Consider the following 17929-nt stretch of genomic DNA (forward strand, 5'->3'; position numbering starts at 1 on the left):
GTCTGATCCGCTCAGAGGCGCTCAATGACCATCGCAATGCCCTGGCCAACGCCGATGCACATGGTGCACAGGGCGTAGCGGCCGGCGGTTTCTTCCAGCTCATGCAAGGCAGTGGTTACCAGGCGTGCACCGCTCATGCCCAGTGGGTGACCCAGGGCAATGGCACCGCCGTTGCGGTTCACCCTCGGGTCGTCATCGGCCAGGCCCAGTTCGCGCAACACCGCCAGGCCCTGGGCCGCAAAGGCCTCGTTAAGCTCGATGACGTCGAGGTCGGCCAGCGACAAACCCGTCAATTCCAGCACCTTGCGGGTTGCGGGTACCGGGCCGATGCCCATCAGCCGGGGCTCGACCCCGGCCACGGCCATGCCGACGATACGGCCGCGCGCCTTGAGGCCGTGTTGGCGGGCAGCCGCGCTACTGGCCAGCAGCAGGGCGCAGGCACCGTCATTGACCCCGGAGGCGTTGCCCGCTGTTACGCTGCCGCCTTCACGGAAAGGCGTCCCAAGCCGGGCCAGTTGCTCGAGCGTGGTATCGGCGCGTGGGTGCTCGTCGTGCTCGATCACTTTGGGCGGGCCTTTGCGCTGCGGGATTTCGACCGGCACGATTTCCCGGGCCAGGCGGCCGCGGGCCTGAGCCAGCGCTGCCTTGTGCTGGCTACGCAGGGCGAATGCATCCTGGTCGGTGCGCGAAATACCGAACTGTTGCGCCACATTCTCGGCCGTTTCCGGCATCGAATCGGTACCGTAGGCGGCTTTCATGAGCGGGTTGACGAAACGCCAGCCGATGGTGGTGTCGAACAGCTCGGCGGCACGACCGAATGCCTGCTCTGACTTGCCCATCACAAATGGCGCACGGGACATTGATTCCACGCCACCCGCCAGCATCAGCCCAGCTTCACCACAGCGCAGGGCGCGGGCTGCATTGCCGATGGCATCCAGGCCGGAACCGCACAGGCGGTTGATGGTGGTCCCAGGCACTTCGAGTGGCAGCCCGGCCAACAGGCTGGCCATGTGCGCCACGTTGCGGTTGTCTTCACCGGCCTGGTTGGCACAGCCGAGCATGACGTCATCGACGGCTTTCCAGTCCAGTTCGGGGTGACGCTGGATCAACGCCTTGAGCGGGATTGCAGCGAGGTCATCGGCTCGCACGCCGCTCAAGGCGCCGGCGTAGCGGCCAATAGGGGTGCGCACGGCGTCGATGATCAAGGCATCGGGCAGAGTGTGTTCATTCATCTTGCGTCTCCTGCGCCAGCACGGAGCCGCGCACTTTGTAGGATTTGCCATGGAACATCGCCACCAGCTCACCGCGCTGGTTATCGATGCGTACGTCGTACAGGCCGGTGCGGCCCTTGCGGCTGACCTCGCTGGCGTGGGCGCAGAGCACGTCATCGCGCAACGCCGGGGCCAGGTAGTCGATGCTGCAGCCCAGCGCCACGGTGGCCTCATCGTAGCTGTTACAGGCGAAGGCAAATGCCGAGTCGGCCAGCGCGAACAGGAAGCCGCCATGGCAGGTGCCATGACCCTGGATCATGTCGGCACGAACCGGCATGCGCAGGCTGGCCCTGCCTGGGCCGGCATCCAGCAGGGTAATACCCAGGCTCTGGGTGGCTTGGTCGCGGGCGTACATGGCGTCGGCACAGGCGTGTGCCAGTTCCACTTCAGTCATGCAGGGTGCCTCCTGTGGCTTCGCAGCGGCGTAACAACAGGGAAGGGCGGTAACGGCTCTCGCCGTAGCTGCGCTGCAGGTTGTCGAGCACGCGCAGGGTGTGGGCAATACCTATATTCCCGGCCCAAGCCAGCGGGCCGCAGGGGTAATTGACGCCGGCGCGCATGGCCAAGTCGATGTCGGCGGCGCTGCCGACACCTTGCAGCACGGCATCGGCGGCTTCGTTTGCAATCATTGCCACGGTGCGCAGTACCACCAGGCCGGGCAGGTCGGCGACCGCCGTGACCTTGAGCCCGGCGCGCTGCAGCAGGGCCACGGCGTGGTCGCGTGCGTTTTCGGTGATGTCCGCCGACCAACTGATGGCTATTCGCGTGGCCGTGCTGTAGTCCAGTGCGAGGTCGAGCAGCACCAGGTTGCGCAGGCCGTCTTCACGGGCGCGCTGGCTGGCGAGGCGGCCATCGGACAGTGCCAGGGTGGCATCGCCGACCAGGATCACACCGCTACCTGCACGCCGGGTGACAGCGATGCCGTTGAGGCTCAGGCGCTCTACCAGTGGCTGCATTACACCCAGGTGCCCCTCGATGACGCAGGCTTCGGCGCTGGTGAGGCTGCACAGTTCAGCAGGTGTTGGCCGTTCGGCGCCTTCGGCATAGCTATAAAAGCCTTGGCCAGTCTTGCGGCCAAGGCGTCCGGCATCCACCAGCTCTTTTTGCACCAACGAAGGCTGGAAGCGGAAATCTCCATAGAACGCATCGAACACCGAGCAGGTGACGGCGTAGTTGACGTCGTGGCCTATCAGGTCGGTGAGTTCGAACGCCCCCATCCGGAAACCACCCGCATCGCGTAACAGTGCATCGAGGCTGGCGCAGTCGGCGGCACCTTCCTGCAACAGGCGCAGGCTTTCGGCATAGAAAGGCCGCGCCACACGGTTGACGATAAAGCCCGGTGTCGAGCGCGTGTGCACTGGCTGTTTACCCCAGGCCTGGGCGGTAGCGTAGATGCAAGAGGCCACTGCCGGTTCGGTTGCCAGGCCCGACACCACTTCGACTAATGCCATCAGCGGCGCCGGGTTGAAGAAGTGCATGCCAACGACCTGTTGCGGGCGTGCAAGGCCGGCGGCCAAGCTGGTGATGGACAACGACGAGGTGTTGCTGGCCAGTATGCAATCGTCGGCGCACAGGGCTTCGATCTGACGCAATAGCGTCTGCTTGACCTGCAGGTTCTCGACAATGGCTTCGATCACCAAGCCGGCATCAGCCAATGCTTCAAGGGTGTCGACCGGGCTTAGCCGCAGGCGGATCATTTCGTGTTCGGCTGCCTGCAACTTGCCTTTTTCCACTAGCCGGGTGAGTTGCCGATCAATACCGGCCACAGCCTGGGCAGCAGCCCCTGGGCGGTTGTCGTACATTTTCACCGGGTGACCGGCCTGGGCCGCGACCTGGGCGATGCCGGCCCCCATGGCACCCGCACCGATCACCGCCACCTGCACATCGCTTGCGAGTGGACTCATGTTCAGCACCCCTTGAAATCTGGCGTGCGCTTGTTCATGAAGGCGCTCACGCCTTCGCGGTAGTCTTCGCTGCGCCCGGCTAGGCGCTGCAGATCACGTTCCAGCTCCAGCTGCTCATCGAAGCCATTGTCGAAGCTGGCATTGAGGCCGCGCTTGATCAGGGCCAGACCGTAAGTGGGCTGGGTGGCAAGCTGGCGGGCGAGGGTGAGGGCCTCGTCACGCAGCGCGGCATCGTCCACTACGCGATGGATCAGCCCCCACTGCTGGGCCTGTTCGGCGCCAAGGCGGTCGCCCAGCATGGCCAGGGCCTTGGCCCGTGCCATGCCGACCAGGCGCGGCAGCAGCCAGGTACCACCCGAGTCCGGCACCAGGCCGATCTTGCAGAACGCCTGAATGAAGCTTGCAGAGCGGGCAGCCAGTACCAGGTCGCAGGCCAGCGGTATGTTGGCACCGGCGCCAGCGGCCACGCCGTTGACCGCACAGATCACCGGCAGCGGCAGGTCGCGCAGTGTGCGCACCAGCGGGTTGTAAAACCTGTCGATGGACTCGCCAAGGTCTGGCATTTCGGCACCTGGGGCAACGTTGCGGTCGGACAGGTCCTGGCCGGCGCAGAAGCCACGGCCTTCGCCGGTCAGCAGCAGCACCCGCGCGTCACTGCTCTGGCGTACTTGCTTGAGTGCCTCGCGCACTTCCAGGTGCATGGCGGTGTTGAAGCTGTTCAGTTGCTCGGGGCGGTTAAGCGAGAGGAGGGCGACGCCGTCCTCGATGGAAAACAGGATGTGCTGGAAAGTCATGACAGACTCGCTCCGTCAGTCGAGGGAAAATGGTCAGCGGCCCTGGAAGCGGGCCTGGCGCTTTTCCTGGAATGCTCGGATGCCTTCATCGCGGTCGGCGGTACCGGCAAGCAGGGTGAACGCATGCCGTTCGAAACGCAGGCCGCTGGCCAGGTCGGTGTCGCCGGCTTTCAGTAACGCCTCCTTGCCCAGACGCACAGCCAGGGGCGCCTTGGCGGCAATGCTGCGGGCAACCTGCAGGGCGCGTTCCACGGTGAGTTCGGGTTGAGTGGTTTCGCTGACCAGGCCGGCCTGCAGGGCGTGGCGGGCGGAGATCGCTTCACCTGTCAACACCATCTGCATGGCCAACGGCTTGCCGACGGCGCGCAACAGGCGCTGGGTGCCGCCGGCGCCGGGGATGATGCCGAGGTTGATTTCCGGCTGACCGAAACGGGCGTCGGTACCGGCAATGACGATGTCGGCACACATCACCAGCTCGCAACCGCCACCCAGTGCATAGCCGTTCACGGCGGCAATCAGCGGCTTGGCGAATGCAGCGATCGCTTGCCAATGGGCTACACGAGGGTCGTTGAGAATGCCGACCAGATCGCGCTCGGCCATCTCACGGATGTCGGCACCTGCGGCAAATGCCTTGGGGCTGCCAGTAATCACTACGGCGCGTATCTGCTCGTCGCCCTCGGCAAGCTTCAAGGCCGCAGCCAGCTCTGCCAGTAGCTCGGTACACAAGGCATTCAGGGCCTCAGGCCGTTGCAAGGTGATGAGCTGAACGCCAAGTTCGGGCGCCTGCACATCGAGATATCGCGGCATGTCGGGTTCCTCTGGCTACACGCACGGCACATCGTGGCGCCGGCATTTCTTGGATTTGTTTTTTGCAAGGCGTGATGCTGGGTCACGACCAAGTGCAGCCAGTATATGCACCACGCGATACCACTACGCAATGTTAAAAATTCAATTGCGTATCTCTTTATGCGATTTTAAGCCTCAAAAACAGGCATCGATGAGCTTTCGATTAAACGTTTCATCTGGCTATTAATCACAGTTATAGCTAGATTTATCCCGATTTTTCACCCACCAGAGAAGCGATACACGATTGACGAGTAAACTGCTTGTGATACAAGCTCTAACTGCATACAAAGACATTTCAGGAGTTTTACCATGCCTTGTTATCGACTGGACGGCCTGACGCCCGTGGTGCATCCATCAGCCTACGTACACCCCAGTGCAGTGCTGATCGGCGACGTCATCGTCGGCCCTGGTTGCTACATAGGCCCATTGGCATCGCTGCGGGGAGATTTCGGCCGTATCGTGCTGGAGGAGGGTGCCAACCTGCAGGACACCTGCGTAATGCATGGCTTTCCGGGCGGCGATACCGTGGTAGAACGCAACGGGCATATCGGACATGGCGCCGTGTTGCACGGGTGCCGAGTAGGCGAGGACGCCTTGATCGGGATGAATGCGGTGGTGATGGATGGCGCCCATATCGCACCACGCTGCATCGTAGCGGCTGCCAGCTTCGTCAAAGCTGGCTTCGAGTGCGAAGCTCAAAGCCTTGTAATGGGCTCGCCAGCCCAGATGAAACGGCGCCTGAGCGAGCAGGAGCTGGCTTGGAAGCAGCGCGGCACTGCGCAATACCAGCAGTTGGCGCAGCGCTGCATGAACACCATGGTCGAATGCTCGCCACTGGCCGAGGTTGAAGCAGGGCGGCTGCGTATGGAAGACACAGGCATCAGGCCCAAAGGCCAGGCGACGGCATGAGCCTGCTTGCGTCACGCAATGGCCAGGCGGCCCGCCGCACAGGTATAGTCGGTGCTTTATCCGCGCACAGTTCGCCCATGAGCAATCTTGCCCCACTGAACAACTTGATCACTCGCTTCCAGGAGCAGACGCCGATCCGCGCCAGCTCCCTGATCATCACCTTGTACGGCGATGCCATCGAGCCCCACGGCGGTACCGTTTGGCTAGGTAGCCTGATCAACCTGCTGGAGCCTATCGGCATCAATGAACGGCTGATTCGCACATCGATCTTTCGCCTGACCAAAGAAGGTTGGCTCACGGCTGAAAAGGTTGGTCGGCGCAGTTACTACAGCCTGACGGGCACGGGTCGAAGACGCTTCGAGAAAGCCTTCAAACGCGTCTACAGCCCAAGCCAACCCGCTTGGGACGGGGCGTGGACGCTAGTGCTGCTGTCGCAACTGGAGGCAGGTAAACGCAAGGCCTTGCGTGAAGAGCTGGAGTGGCAGGGGTTTGGTGTAATGGCGCCGAACCTGTTGGGTTGCCCGCGGGCAGACCGTGCCGACCTGGCTGCCACGTTGCGCGAACTCGAGGCCAGCGACGACAGCATTGTCTTTGAAACCCACACACAGGAAGTACTTGCGTCAAAAGCCATGCGCGCCCAGGTGCGGGAGAGCTGGCGTATCGACGAGCTGGGACAGCAGTACAGCGAGTTCATCCAGCTGTTCAGACCGCTGTGGCAGGTGCTGAAAGAGCAGACGGTGCTTGATGCGCAAGATTGCTTCCTGGCACGCACGCTGCTGATTCACGAGTACCGCCGCTTGCTGTTACGCGACCCGCAACTGCCAGAGGAGTTACTACCAGGGGACTGGGAGGGAAGGGCCGCACGACAGCTGTGCCGTAACCTCTATCGGTTGGTGTTTGCCAAGGCAGAGGAATGGCTGAACGCAGCACTGGAGACGGCTGACGGTCCATTGCCCGATGTTAACGAGAGCTTCTACAAGCGGTTTGGTGGATTGGCGTAAGGGTAAAGAGTGGGCAGTTATCCGTCCTTTTTATATAACTACGCTAAATGAATACAGATGAGATTACTCACCTGTATTAAGAGGGGGCGTTAGCTGTCGGTGCTGATGGGCAAAACCCGTTTTTTACCCATTCAGTGCATCCAGTCCGGCCGTTGGCGGGTATTGCTTATGGGCGGCCTGTGACTGCCCAGCCAAATGACCTGTCAGGAGCACTACCCATGAGCCTCAAACCCTCCGTCTGCCTGCTCGCCTGCTGCCTCGCCCTGGCGCTGCAACCCGCTCACGCCCAAACCGCGCTGCCAGATGCGGTCAAGGTCCCCGATGGTCATCGCGTCTTGCTCGAGACCGTCGGCGTCGGCGAGATCACCTACGAGTGCCGCGACAAGGCCAACACCCCTGGCCAGACCGAATGGACCTTCGTAGGCCCCAAGGCCGCGCTCAATGACCGTGCCGGCAGACAGGTGGGCGACTACTTCGGCCCACCCGCCACCTGGCAGGCCAAGGACGGATCAAAAGTCACCGGCACCCAGGTGGCGGTGGCACCTGCAGACAAGGGCGCTATACCTTATCAACTGGTCAAGGCCAACCTGGCCGAAGGCAAAGGCGCCATGCAGGGCGTCAGCTACATCCAGCGCCTGGCCACCCGCGGCGGCGTGGCGCCGGCAAGTGACTGTACGGCGCAGAACAAAGGTGCTAGGCAGGTCGTCATGTACCAGGCCGACTATGTGTTCTGGACAGCCAATTAAGACGCACTTGAGCAGACGCCTTGCAATCGTTCATCTATGCTCGTTGGCAAGCCCCCGGCTGGATGGCCGGGGTACCTTGCATGACACAAGGAAGCTGCACACGTTGAACTCGCCTGTCGCCCCCTTCGACTTCCACCGCTGCCTGGAGGCCTGCGCACAGGGTGACCGGCGTGCCCTGCAGGCGCTTTACGACCACGAAGGCGCGCGCCTGCTGGGCGTTGCCCGGCGCATCGCGCGTGACGACGCCAGCGCAGAAGACATCGTCCACGATGCCTTTATCCGTATCTGGACCCGCTCCGCCAGCTTCGACCCCGCACGCGGCTCTGCGCGCGGCTGGATCTACAGCATCACCCGACACCTGGCACTGAATTCGATCCGCGACTCACGCCGTGAAACCGTGCTGGACGAAGCCGATATGGATACGACGCCCACATTGCACGGGGGATTCGATGACGTTGACCTCTGGTCAGGGTCGGCGAAGATCTACCGTTGCCTTGAAAAACTGCAGCCTGCACCACAGCGTTGCATCCTGCACGCTTATGTGGACGGCTGCAGCCACGCCGAAATCGCCGGGCTGCTGGGAGCGCCATTGGGCACCGTCAAAGCCTGGATCAAGCGCAGCCTAAAGGCATTGCGGGAATGCCTGGAATGAAGCCGGATACTGCCGAGGAACTGGATAGCCTCGCCGGCGAGTTCGTGCTGGGAACCCTGTCGCCACAGCAACACGCCACAGTGGCCGAGCGCCTGGTCAACGACACGGCTTTGCGCGCCGCAGTGAATGCCTGGGAAGCACGTTTGCTGGAGCTGACCGCGCTGGCTGCGCCGCAACCTCCAAGCGCCCGCCTGTGGGGCCGCATCCAGCGCAGCCTGAATGAAATGGCCGCACCTGCCACACAGCAGCAAGTTAAATGGTGGCGACGCCTCGGCCTGTGGCATGGGCTGAGTGCTGCGGGGCTGGCTGCAAGCGCGGTCCTGGCGTTTACATTGCTTACTGCGCCCCCGCCGACCACCCAATTCGTGGTGGTATTGGTGGCGCCGAACAGCCAAACTGCCGGCTGGGTGGTGCAGACCAGCGATAGCCGCATGATAGAGCTGATCCCGCTTGGCCAGGATGCTGTCCCCGAAGGCATGGCCCTTCAGTTCTGGACCAAGGGCGAACAGTGGCAAGCACCGGTTTCACTGGGCCTAGTCAAACCCGGGGAGCCCTATCGTGTTCCGCTACAGAGCCTGCCACCGCTAGAGGCCAACCAATTGTTCGAACTGACACTGGAGAAATCTGGCGGTTCGCCTACCGGGCTGCCTACGGGCCCAGTGAAGTTCATTGGCCGCGCGGTAAAAGTGATCTGACCAAAGGTCTGCAACCACTGACCGCTATGGGTCGATAGCAGCCTTTGGCGATAGCTCCCAAGCAGGGGAATTTTGCTCCCCGTCCAATACGCATTCTTGCCCAGGCGCATTCGCGTATAAGCCTGTTTATGCGCTATCGACGTCTGGACCTCAACATTCGGAGCGTTCCGACTGATTATAAAGCAGCAATGCTGACCCCATTGTGACCAAGGAGTGGCCGCTCTTAGCGCGCTGACTGCTGTCTCCAACGATCAGCACGCGCACTGCGACCAAGGTCGAATCCGTGACTTCAGATTCCCTTCAGATTGACCACTGATACTCCCCCCCATCAAGCCAACGGGGGGGAGTTTCATGACCCAGTCTCAGTGGAGCGGCCTGCTCCCATTGCCTATCGGCAGCCACGTCGACCATCAGGCCCACTTGTCGCTTCATCTGCACAAGGACCCTGGCCGCGATGAGCTGGAGCACTTCATTCATCAGTGCTTTGCCAGCGTGCACCACGCTGATGTGCAGCATTACCTGCCAGAACTGCTGGCGCTGCATGACAGCCATGGTCGGCTGATTGCTGCCGCAGGCTTGCGCCCGGCCAGCAGCGGGCCGCTGTTTCTCGAGCACTACCTAGATGAGCCGCTGGAAGCTGCAATTTCACGCGTAGCGGGCTGCCCCATTGAGCGTGAGTGCATGGTCGAAGTCGGCAACCTGGCCTCGCTCAGTGCCGGTAGCGCGCGAATCATGATCATAGCGGTGACCTGGCTATTGGCTACACGGGGCCTGAAGTGGGTGGCATTCACCGGCGCGACGACACTGATCAACAGCTTCCAGCGCCTGGGGTTGGTGCCATCGGTACTGGCGGCGGCCGACCCGGCTCGGCTGAATGGGCAGGTGGACCAATGGGGTACCTACTACGCTCAGCATCCGCAAGTCTTTGCCGGCAGCATTGGTCATGGCTTCGATGCCTTGAGCAAGGCTGGGGTGTTTCAGCGCCTAGGATTGCCAACCGCCTTCCAGGAGACTGGTCATGCCGCATGAACTGGAGCGCTTCCATCAACTGCTGGTCACGTTTTCCCGCGATCACGGTGACGCCATTGCCGTGCAAGGGGCGACTGAGCGCTTCACCTACAGGCAGCTACTGGCAGAGGTGGGGTTGCGCACCCACGGCTTGCGTACGTGTTCGCCTGGCCCTCTGGTACTGGCGCTGGATAGCAGCCCGCAGTTGGTGTTCTGGGATTTGGCGGCGCTGTTTGCCGAGCGTCCTTGTGTAATCGTGCCGTCGTTCTTCAGTGTTGCCCAGTTCAGCCATTGCATCGAGCAGAGTGGCGCCAGCCATGTGCTGTGCGACCCGCAATGGCACGGTACGCTCGCCGAACTGGGGTTCGTTCAGCAGGACGTGTTCTGGGTTCGCGAGGCAGAGCCCGCTGCAGCGCTGCCTGAAGGTACCGCCAAGATCACCTACACCTCCGGCAGCACGGGCAAGCCCAAAGGCGTGTGCCTTTCTGCTGCGGCCCTGTTGCGTGTCGCCCGGGAACTGGAGGTGGCCAGCCGGCCCAGTGAACCTCAGCGTTACCTGGCGGTGCTGCCGCTGGGCGTGCTGCTTGAAAACCTTGGTGTCTACGCCGCATTGATGGCCGGGGCGAGTGTGCTGCTTTACCCCCAGGCGCAACTGGGCATGGGCGGTGCAAGCCAGGTCGATTTCAAGCGCTTGCTGGGGGCCATCGCCCTGAGCGGCGCGCAGAGCCTGATTCTGGTGCCGCAGCTGTTGATGGGGCTGATCACTGCTATCGAGCGTGGGCTGATGCGGGTGGGGGCGCTACGGTTCGTTGCGGTCGGCGGTGCCCGTGTGGCACCCAGCTTGCTGGCCCGCGCCGAAGCGATCGGCCTGCCGGTGTTCGAGGGCTATGGCTTGTCAGAGTGTGCTTCGGTGGTGGCCTTGAACCGGCCGGGCGCAACCCGCCGCGGCAGTGTCGGCAAACCGCTGCCCCATGTGCAGGTGCGGATCGCCGAGGACGGGGAGGTACTGGTGGCGGGCTCGGTGCTGCTCGGCTATCTGGAGGAACCACCCGTCTGCGATAGCTGGTGGGCCACCGGCGACCTAGGCCATTTCGACGAGGAGGGCTACCTGTACCTCGATGGCCGCAAGAAACACCAGTTCATCACCAGCTTCGGGCGCAACGTCAACCCGGAATGGGTGGAGGCCGAACTGACCCAGAGCGGCGTGATCGCCCAGGCGTTCGTACATGGCGAGGCCCTGCCAAAGAACCTGGCATTGCTCTGGCCGCTGGACCCCGCTACCCCCGACACCCTCATCGACAAGGCTGTGCAGCAGTGCAATGCCTTGCTGCCGGACTACGCCAGGGTCCATGCCTGGCGTCGCCTGCCGTGCCCCCTGTCCAGTACCGACGACACACTGACCGCCAATGGCCGCCCGCGCCGCGAGGCCATCCTGCGGCGTTACCACTCCCTGTTATCCGACATCCCTTTGTGAGGTCTGCCATGTCCTTTTTCGATACCCTGCAGATGCAAACCACCCAGGAGCGTCAGGCCCTATTTGCCGTGCCGGTTATACGCGATGCGCTGGCGGGGCACGTCAGCATCGACAGCTATGTGGCCTTCCTGACTCAGGCATACCACCATGTACGCCATACCGTGCCGCTGATGATGGCGTGCGGGGCGCGCCTGCCTTCGCGCCTGGAATGGCTGCGCGGCGCCGTGTGTGAATACATTGAGGAGGAGTACGGCCACGAGCAGTGGATCCTCAATGACATCAATGCCTGTGGTGCCGATTGGGAGGCGGTGCGTGACGGTCGCCCGGCGCTGCCGATCGAGCTGATGGTCGCCTACCTTTACGACTTGATTGCCCGTGGCAACCCGGTCGGGCTGTTTGGCATGGTCAATGTGCTCGAAGGCACCAGCATTGCCCTGGCCACCCAGGCCGCCGGCACAATCCAGCGCACGCTGGCGTTGCCCGACAGCGCCTTCAGCTACCTCAGCTCCCATGGCGCGCTGGACCAAGACCACATGGTCACCTACCGGCAGCTGATGGACCGCCTTGATGATGCTGACGACCAGCGGGCTGTGATCCATGCGGCCAAAGTGGTTTACCGGCTGTATACCGACATGTTCCAGGGGCTGCCGCGTGCGGACCTGCAAGAGGTGCGTCATGCGCTTGCCTGAGTGTGTAGTCATACTGACCGGTGCCAGCGGAGGCATCGGCCTGGAGCTGGCCGAGCAGTTGTGCGCAGCCGGTGCCCGGGTACTGGCGGTGAGCCGGCAGATGGGCAAGCTCGCCGGTTTGATGAACCGTTATCACGACAGGCTGCTCTGGCAGTCGGCCGATCTGCGCAGCCATGAGGGGCGTGAGCAGGTGCTTGCCCGTGCCCGGGAGATGGGCGGGGTCAACGTCCTGATAAATGCCGCGGGCGTGAACCGTTTTGCCCTGTTCGACCAGGTCGACGAGCTGGCGCTGAACGAGTTGCTGGACATTAACCTCAAAGCCGCCCTGCAACTGACGCGTGTGTGTCTGCCGCTGCTGCGCGCACAACCCAGGGCACTGGTGGTCAACGTCGGCTCCACCTACGGCTCGATCGGCTACCCCGGCTATGCCACCTACTGCGCCAGCAAGTTTGCCCTGCGCGGCTTCTCGGAGGCGCTGCGCCGCGAGCTGGCCGATACCTCGATTAATGTCATGTACGCCGCACCCCGGGCGACCCGTACCGCAATGAACAGCAGCGCTGCCACGGCGCTCAACGAGGCGCTGAAGGTTGGCATGGACGACCCGGCAGACGTGGCCCGTGCTGTGCTCAAGGCCGTGCAGTCAGAACGCAGCGAGCTTTACCTGGGCTGGCCAGAAAAGCTCTTCGTGCGCATCAACGGCATGTTGCCCGGCGTGGTCGACCGTGCACTGCGCAAGCAGTTGCCGTTGATCCGTCGTTACCTCGCTAGCCATTCCAAGGAGTCGATCAAATGAAACGTCTGTTCATCGCTAGCCTGCTTGCGTTCGCACCGCTCACCTGGGCGCTGGACCAGGCCGGCAGCCAACAATTGGCTAACTTGCAGCAGCGCTGGGCGCAGATCCAGTACCAGACGCCCAAAGACAAACGCGCCGATGCGTTCGAGAAACTCGCAGCTGATGCTTCTACGCTGGTCCATCAGCACCCGGGCTCGGCCGAACTTTTGATCTGGGAGGGCATCATCAACAGCAGTTGGGCGGGTGCCACCGGCGGCCTGGGGGCGCTGGGTAAGGTCAAGTCGGCCAAGGCGAGCCTGGAGCAGGCGATGGAAATGGACCCCACCGCCTTGCAAGGGTCCGCTTACACCAGCCTGGGGACCTTGTACGACCAGGTACCCGGCTGGCCCATCGGCTTTGGCGACAGCGACAAAGCTGACGCCTTGTTGCGCAAGGCGTTGCAAATAAACCCCAATGGTATCGACAGCAATTACTTCTGGGCCGATCATCTCTTCCGGCAGAAACGCTACGCTGAAGCCACCGCTGCCCTGGAAAAAGCACGCCAGGCGCCGCCACGGCCAGGCCGCGAACTGGCCGATCAGGGCCGGCGTGGCGATATCGATGCTTTACTCAAGGCCATCAAGGACAAACAGGACTGAACATGCGGCTGCTGCTGGTTGAGGATGATACCGCCCTGGGCGAGGGGATCTGCGACGGGTTGCGCCAAGAGGGCTACACCCTCGACTGGCTGCGCGATGGCCTGAGCGGGCTGCATGCCCTGCAACACGAAGTATTCGACCTGGTGATCCTCGACCTCGGGCTGCCGCGGTTGGACGGCATCGAGCTGCTGCGACGGGTGAGGGCAGGGGGCAACAGCTTGCCGGTACTGATCCTTACCGCGCGCGATGCGACCGAGGACCGTATCTCTGGCCTGGATGCCGGTGCCGACGACTACTTGGTCAAACCTTTCGACCTCAATGAGCTCAAGGCCCGCCTGCGCGCCTTGCTCAGGCGCAGCGCCGGGCGGGCCAAGGTGCTGATCGAGCACGCCGGTGTAAGCCTGGACCCTGCTACCCAGCAGGTGTGCTACAACGGCGTGCCTGTGATACTGACGCCCAAGGAGTATCGCCTGCTGCACGAATTGCTGGCGCAACCGGGCAAGGTGTTCACCCGTGAGCGGTTGACCCAGCTGCTGTATGGCTGGGACGAGGAGCCTGAGAGCAACACGCTGGAGGTGAACATCTATCACCTGCGCAAGAAACTGTTCAACGGCCTGATCCGCACGGTGCGCGGTATCGGTTATCTGGTCGAGGCCAAGCTGTGAGCTCGTTGCGCCAGCGCACATTGTGGCGGGTGATGGCGCTGATGCTGCTCGGCACCGGCTTGTTGGCGTTGTACAACTATCACGACAGCCGACGCGAGATCAATGAAGTCTACGATGCTCACATGGCTCAGAATGCCCGGCTGTTGCAGGGGGTGATGAACCTGCCGGTGCAGGATGGCAACCGCGAAAAGCTGTATCAGGCATTTAACGAGGCGCTGGGCAAGGCCGGGCGCCACCGTGTGGGCCACCCCTATGAGAGCAAGCTGGCATTCCAGGTGTGGGGGGAGGGAGCACGGTTGCTGGTGCACACCCCCAGTGCACCGACGCTCGACGCACCGCCTGCGGCGGCGGGCTTCTACGATTTTGACAGTGGTGGCGAACAGTGGCGCGGCTTTGTATTACCGGTGCCCGAAAAACAGTGGGTAATCTGGGTGGGTGAGCGCGACGATGTGCGTTACGACCTGATCGACCGCATCGTACGCCATACCCTTTTCCCGTTCCTGCTCGGCAGCCTGGGCCTGGCGCTGTTGGTCTGGGCGGCCATCGGCTGGGGGTTGCGCCCGTTGCAGAACATGGCCGATGTGATTCGTGGGCGCCATGCCGACTCCCTCGAACCCCTGCAACTGGTGCCGTTGCCGACCGAGCTTGAGCCTATGCAAGCCGCCATCAACCGCCTGCTGGCGCAGATCGATGATCTGCTGCGGCGTGAGCATCGCTTCATTGCCGACGCCGCCCATGAGATGCGCACACCGCTGGCGATCCTGCGTCTGCATGCGCAGAACGCACAGGCCGCCAGTACCGATGCCGAGCGCCAGAAAGCCCTGGGTTTTCTGATTGGCGGCGTGGACCGGCTGACCCGGGTGGTCAACCAGTTGCTGACCCTCGCCCGGGTCGAGCCGCGCCTTGGTCAGCGCGCCACCACCCGTGTCGACCTGGGCGAAGTGGTCACCGATGTGCTGGCGGATCTCACCCCCTGGATACTGGATCGCGGCCTTGAGCCCTCGCTGGATCTCAGCGAAGGTGACCATGGCCTGATGATCGATGCCGGAGCGTTGGGCATCGCCTTGCAGAACCTGGTTTCCAATGCGGTGGAGCATTCACCGCCTGGCGGGCGCATCACGGTATCACTCAGGCGCCTGGCCACTTGCTTCGAACTGGTGGTCGAAGATGAAGGCCAGGGCATAGACGACGCGGATCTTGCGCGGGTATTCGAGCGCTTCTATAGCCGCAATAGCCCCAATGGCGCAGGGCTGGGGTTATCCATCGTGGCCACCATTGTCGAGCGGCTGGGGGGGCAGGTGCGCCTGGAAAACAGGGCCACTGGCGGGCTGGCTGCCATCGTGTCGCTTCCCTTGCAGTGAGCTGCTCAAGCAAATCGCTGCACGGCCTCACCTGTTTCAAAACGTATCGGTACTTCAGACTTCTTTAAGCTTGGGCTGACAACGTGGTGGTGTACGTTGCCCGGTTTGCCTTCAGCGCCGATGGGCAGCGAATACTTCCCTGTCACAAGAGGCCCTGGATATGGCACGCACGTCGAACCCCGCCCGTTACGGGCAACTTTCGATAATCATGCATTGGAGCATGCTCGTTTTATTCATGGGCGTTTATGCCTGTGTCCAATTGCGCGAGGTATTGCCCAAAGGGCACTTTCTCAAGGCCCCCCTGTTGGGCGTGCATGCCGTGATGGGTATTGGCATCTTCACTCTGGTGTGGCTGCGCCTCCTTGGTCGGCTCAGCCCACGGCCTGCAATCGTGCCGACACCGCCTGCCTGGCAGGGCTTCATGGCCAGCGTGCTGCATATTGCATTGTACGCCCTGATGATCCTTACACCTCTGCTGGCCTGGCTGATGCTCGCGGCCGCTGGCAAGCCGCTGCCCTATTGGGGTGTGGCCATACCTGCACCCGTGGCGGTGGACCCGACGCTGGCCAGGGCGCTCAAGGGGTGGCATGAGTGGCTGGGGAATGCGGGTTACTGGCTGATCGGGCTGCATGCCTGTGCAGGCCTGTTGCATCATTACTGGCTGAAGGACAATACCCTCAAGCGCATGTTGCCAGGGCGGTGAGTCCGAAACGCTGGTTTCAAGGCTGAAGGCGAATGAGCCCTCAGCCTGGTTGGTTTCGTTGCGCGGCTATAAGGTGCCGCTCAGCAGCCAACCGAACACGCCGCAGCCCAGGACAACCAACCATGCAGGCCACTTCCAGAACATCAGGGCCATCAAGGCCATCAGCGCCCATGCCAAGTCTGCTGGCTTGGCGATGGCGCTCGTCCACACCGGTTGGTACAAGGCAGCCAGCAGAAGCCCGACCACGCCGGCGTTTACACCGGCAAGCGCTGACTGGCTGCGGGCGCTGCGCCGCAGTGTTTTCCAGAAGGGAACTACACCGATCACCAACAGGAAGGAGGGGGTAAAAATGGCGAGAATGCCAACCGTCGCGCCCACCCAGCCGGAGGGCTGCACGCTCATGGCTGCACCCAGGAAGGCTGCAAACGTGAAGAGTGGGCCCGGTATGGCCTGCGCCAAGCCATAACCTGCGAGAAAGGTGTCATTTGTGACCCAGCCATTGGCCACTGTGGCCGACTGAAGCAACGGTAGCACCACATGCCCGCCGCCGAATACCAGCGAGCCTGCGCTATAAAAGGCGTTGATCAATGCCAGTGCCTGTGAGGGCCAGATGCGGGTCAATAGCGGCAAGCCGACCAACAAGGCAAAGAACAGGATCAGCGCAGCCAGCCCGGCCTTTCGGCTGACTGAAAACGGCAGCTCGTCCCCTGCCGGGGAGCCCGGAGGCTTGAGCAGGATCAAGCCTGTGATGGCCGAGCCTGAGATCACAGCTATCTGCCCGATCGCGTTGGGCCACAGCAGCGCGGTACAGGCAGCGAACAGGGCGATGGTTACCCGCGCAACATCGGTGCAAAGGCTACGTGCCATGCCCCACACCGCCTGGGCCACCACGGCGACTGCGACGATTTTCAGCCCATGCAACAGGCCACTTGGGGCGCCACCTCCCCATGCCCCCAGGCCCTGAGCACACAGCGTCAGCAGTAGGGCCGATGGCAATGTGAACCCTGCCCACGCAGCGACAGCGCCCGCGAAACCCGCCCGTGACAGGCCCAGAGCGATGCCGACCTGGCTGCTGGCGGGGCCGGGAAGCAGTTGGCACACCGCGACCAGCTCAGCATAACTGCGCTCGCTGAGCCATTGGCGGCGCGCTACAAATGCTTCACGAAAGTAACCCAGGTGCGCAATGGGGCCACCGAAAGACGTCAGCCCCAGCCGCAAGAACACCAGAAACACCGACCAGGCAGAGTCGCTGGGCTTCACGCCGCAGTGGGTGCGTTCTGACAAGGCAGGCTCCTTGGGTGAGTGATGCTGCAGGTTTTGGTGAGGATCAGCCAGCCTCGAGGCTTGTTTTGGGGAGTAGACCCGCGCCGCCCGCGCGGCGCTCGGTTTCACAGTCACTGAAAATCCTGCGACACGCCCCCAGAACCCGTATTCATTTGTGCAAAGTTTGCTGTTCGCCGCCTACGCTGTCCAGAGTCTTGGTCTGCAGGAGGCACCATGAGCAGTTTCCCTATCGTCGCTACCGTCCTGTCTATGGTCTTCCAGCCGCAGCGAGGACGAACGTGAAGGGCTCGCGTGTACTTCGAGCAGGATGGCCGCTTCGCGTTGTTATTCCTGTCGGGCTGTTACCTGCTTGGGTTCATCGTCAACATTCTGTTATTCGGCGTTTCGCCCATGGCGCTGTGGGGCGCCTCTGACCGTGGCATTCGTGCCTCTCAATATGGCGGACCTGGTGATATCACTAGTGACGTGACCGAGGTCTGGCGCTGCGCATTAAAAT

The 17929-nt window shown here is 62.5% G+C and carries 19 protein-coding genes; 13 read left to right on the forward strand and 6 right to left on the reverse strand.

Features of this window, described 5'->3' with window-relative positions; genetic code table 11:
- Positions 1–11 precede the first annotated feature (11 nt).
- The 5 genes from pcaF to paaF are packed head-to-tail and all read right to left on the reverse strand — an operon-like array spanning position 12 to position 4776.
- Positions 12–1232 carry a 3-oxoadipyl-CoA thiolase gene (gene pcaF / locus PM2_RS14685; protein ID WP_028699205.1) on the reverse strand — a complete coding sequence of 407 codons (1221 nt, stop codon included), beginning with the start codon at positions 1230–1232 and terminating at the stop codon, positions 12–14.
- Positions 1225–1665 (reverse strand): hydroxyphenylacetyl-CoA thioesterase PaaI, encoded by a 441-nt coding sequence (gene paaI, locus PM2_RS14690; RefSeq protein WP_028699206.1) that lies wholly within the window; start codon positions 1663–1665, stop codon positions 1225–1227. The genes pcaF and paaI overlap by 8 nt, the downstream gene beginning before the upstream one ends.
- On the reverse strand, positions 1658–3175 hold the full coding sequence (gene paaH, locus PM2_RS14695; RefSeq protein WP_028699207.1) for a 3-hydroxyacyl-CoA dehydrogenase PaaH: 1518 nt from the start codon (positions 3173–3175) through the stop codon (positions 1658–1660). The genes paaI and paaH overlap by 8 nt, the downstream gene beginning before the upstream one ends.
- 2 nt (positions 3176–3177) lie before the next feature.
- Complete coding sequence (gene paaG, locus PM2_RS14700; RefSeq protein ID WP_016715212.1) at positions 3178–3969, reverse strand: 2-(1,2-epoxy-1,2-dihydrophenyl)acetyl-CoA isomerase PaaG; 792 nt, start codon at positions 3967–3969, stop codon at positions 3178–3180.
- Positions 3970–4002: 33 nt separating this feature from the next.
- Positions 4003–4776 (reverse strand): 2,3-dehydroadipyl-CoA hydratase PaaF, encoded by a 774-nt coding sequence (gene paaF / locus PM2_RS14705; RefSeq protein ID WP_028699208.1) that lies wholly within the window; start codon positions 4774–4776, stop codon positions 4003–4005.
- A 348-nt stretch (positions 4777–5124) separates the two neighbouring features.
- Between paaF and paaY the strand changes: the two genes are divergently transcribed.
- The 13 genes from paaY (at position 5125) to PM2_RS14770 (ending at position 16149) form a co-directional block, all read left to right on the forward strand.
- The gene (paaY, locus tag PM2_RS14710) at positions 5125–5724 is read left to right on the forward strand and encodes a phenylacetic acid degradation protein PaaY (protein WP_028699209.1); all 600 of its coding nucleotides are present in this window, start codon (positions 5125–5127) and stop codon (positions 5722–5724) included.
- Positions 5725–5801: 77 nt separating this feature from the next.
- The gene (gene paaX / locus PM2_RS14715; RefSeq protein WP_174442277.1) at positions 5802–6725 is read left to right on the forward strand and encodes a phenylacetic acid degradation operon negative regulatory protein PaaX; all 924 of its coding nucleotides are present in this window, start codon (positions 5802–5804) and stop codon (positions 6723–6725) included.
- A gap of 218 nt (positions 6726–6943) precedes the next feature.
- Positions 6944–7471, forward strand: a complete 528-nt coding sequence (locus PM2_RS14720) for a DUF3455 domain-containing protein (protein WP_019097392.1) — start codon at positions 6944–6946, stop codon at positions 7469–7471.
- A gap of 103 nt (positions 7472–7574) precedes the next feature.
- Entirely contained in the window at positions 7575–8123 is a 549-nt protein-coding gene (locus PM2_RS14725; RefSeq protein ID WP_019097391.1) for a sigma-70 family RNA polymerase sigma factor, read from the forward strand.
- Positions 8120–8818 carry an anti-sigma factor gene (locus PM2_RS14730; RefSeq protein WP_016715206.1) on the forward strand — a complete coding sequence of 233 codons (699 nt, stop codon included), beginning with the start codon at positions 8120–8122 and terminating at the stop codon, positions 8816–8818. Before PM2_RS14725 ends, PM2_RS14730 begins: the two co-directional genes overlap by 4 nt.
- 351 nt (positions 8819–9169) lie before the next feature.
- On the forward strand, positions 9170–9847 hold the full coding sequence (locus tag PM2_RS14735; protein ID WP_028699210.1) for a thermostable hemolysin: 678 nt from the start codon (positions 9170–9172) through the stop codon (positions 9845–9847).
- The gene (locus PM2_RS14740; protein ID WP_028699211.1) at positions 9837–11300 is read left to right on the forward strand and encodes an AMP-binding protein; all 1464 of its coding nucleotides are present in this window, start codon (positions 9837–9839) and stop codon (positions 11298–11300) included. Before PM2_RS14735 ends, PM2_RS14740 begins: the two co-directional genes overlap by 11 nt.
- An 8-nt stretch (positions 11301–11308) precedes the next feature.
- A complete protein-coding gene (locus PM2_RS14745; protein ID WP_016715203.1) occupies positions 11309–11989 on the forward strand; it encodes an iron-containing redox enzyme family protein in 681 nt (226 codons plus the stop codon).
- Positions 11976–12782: an SDR family oxidoreductase gene (locus PM2_RS14750; protein WP_016715202.1), complete on the forward strand. Its 807-nt coding sequence runs from the start codon at positions 11976–11978 to the stop codon at positions 12780–12782. The genes PM2_RS14745 and PM2_RS14750 overlap by 14 nt, the downstream gene beginning before the upstream one ends.
- Positions 12779–13420 (forward strand): tetratricopeptide repeat protein, encoded by a 642-nt coding sequence (locus PM2_RS14755; protein ID WP_016715201.1) that lies wholly within the window; start codon positions 12779–12781, stop codon positions 13418–13420. The genes PM2_RS14750 and PM2_RS14755 overlap by 4 nt, the downstream gene beginning before the upstream one ends.
- Before the next feature lie 2 nt (positions 13421–13422).
- On the forward strand, positions 13423–14085 hold the full coding sequence (locus tag PM2_RS14760) for a response regulator (protein WP_016715200.1): 663 nt from the start codon (positions 13423–13425) through the stop codon (positions 14083–14085).
- Entirely contained in the window at positions 14082–15446 is a 1365-nt protein-coding gene (locus PM2_RS14765) for a sensor histidine kinase (RefSeq protein ID WP_028699212.1), read from the forward strand. Before PM2_RS14760 ends, PM2_RS14765 begins: the two co-directional genes overlap by 4 nt.
- Before the next feature lie 160 nt (positions 15447–15606).
- A complete protein-coding gene (locus PM2_RS14770; RefSeq protein WP_016715198.1) occupies positions 15607–16149 on the forward strand; it encodes a cytochrome b in 543 nt (180 codons plus the stop codon).
- A 66-nt stretch (positions 16150–16215) separates the two neighbouring features.
- On the opposite strand, the gene chrA is transcribed toward PM2_RS14770, so the two are convergent.
- A complete protein-coding gene (chrA, locus tag PM2_RS14775; RefSeq protein ID WP_042132048.1) occupies positions 16216–17433 on the reverse strand; it encodes a chromate efflux transporter in 1218 nt (405 codons plus the stop codon).
- Between the last annotated feature and the right edge of the window lie 496 nt (positions 17434–17929).

This window comes from Pseudomonas monteilii NBRC 103158 = DSM 14164 (genome assembly GCF_000730605.1).
Taxonomy (GTDB): Bacteria; Pseudomonadota; Gammaproteobacteria; order Pseudomonadales; family Pseudomonadaceae; genus Aquipseudomonas; species Aquipseudomonas monteilii.

What these genes read in the sequence shown, in the direction of transcription:
- PM2_RS14770 (WP_016715198.1), top strand. Translation starts at nt 15,607, where the DNA reads ATGGCACGCACGTCGAACCCCGCCCGTTACGGGCAACTTTCGATAATC.
- PM2_RS14750 (WP_016715202.1), top strand. Translation starts at nt 11,976, where the DNA reads ATGCGCTTGCCTGAGTGTGTAGTCATACTGACCGGTGCCAGCGGAGGC.
- PM2_RS14720 (WP_019097392.1), top strand. Translation starts at nt 6,944, where the DNA reads ATGAGCCTCAAACCCTCCGTCTGCCTGCTCGCCTGCTGCCTCGCCCTG.
- PM2_RS14755 (WP_016715201.1), top strand. Translation starts at nt 12,779, where the DNA reads ATGAAACGTCTGTTCATCGCTAGCCTGCTTGCGTTCGCACCGCTCACC.
- pcaF (WP_028699205.1), bottom strand. Translation starts at nt 1,232, where the DNA reads ATGAATGAACACACTCTGCCCGATGCCTTGATCATCGACGCCGTGCGC.
- PM2_RS14730 (WP_016715206.1), top strand. Translation starts at nt 8,120, where the DNA reads ATGAAGCCGGATACTGCCGAGGAACTGGATAGCCTCGCCGGCGAGTTC.
- paaG (WP_016715212.1), bottom strand. Translation starts at nt 3,969, where the DNA reads ATGACTTTCCAGCACATCCTGTTTTCCATCGAGGACGGCGTCGCCCTC.
- paaH (WP_028699207.1), bottom strand. Translation starts at nt 3,175, where the DNA reads ATGAGTCCACTCGCAAGCGATGTGCAGGTGGCGGTGATCGGTGCGGGT.
- paaF (WP_028699208.1), bottom strand. Translation starts at nt 4,776, where the DNA reads ATGCCGCGATATCTCGATGTGCAGGCGCCCGAACTTGGCGTTCAGCTC.
- PM2_RS14740 (WP_028699211.1), top strand. Translation starts at nt 9,837, where the DNA reads ATGCCGCATGAACTGGAGCGCTTCCATCAACTGCTGGTCACGTTTTCC.
- PM2_RS14760 (WP_016715200.1), top strand. Translation starts at nt 13,423, where the DNA reads ATGCGGCTGCTGCTGGTTGAGGATGATACCGCCCTGGGCGAGGGGATC.
- paaI (WP_028699206.1), bottom strand. Translation starts at nt 1,665, where the DNA reads ATGACTGAAGTGGAACTGGCACACGCCTGTGCCGACGCCATGTACGCC.
- paaY (WP_028699209.1), top strand. Translation starts at nt 5,125, where the DNA reads ATGCCTTGTTATCGACTGGACGGCCTGACGCCCGTGGTGCATCCATCA.
- PM2_RS14735 (WP_028699210.1), top strand. Translation starts at nt 9,170, where the DNA reads ATGACCCAGTCTCAGTGGAGCGGCCTGCTCCCATTGCCTATCGGCAGC.
- PM2_RS14745 (WP_016715203.1), top strand. Translation starts at nt 11,309, where the DNA reads ATGTCCTTTTTCGATACCCTGCAGATGCAAACCACCCAGGAGCGTCAG.
- paaX (WP_174442277.1), top strand. Translation starts at nt 5,802, where the DNA reads ATGAGCAATCTTGCCCCACTGAACAACTTGATCACTCGCTTCCAGGAG.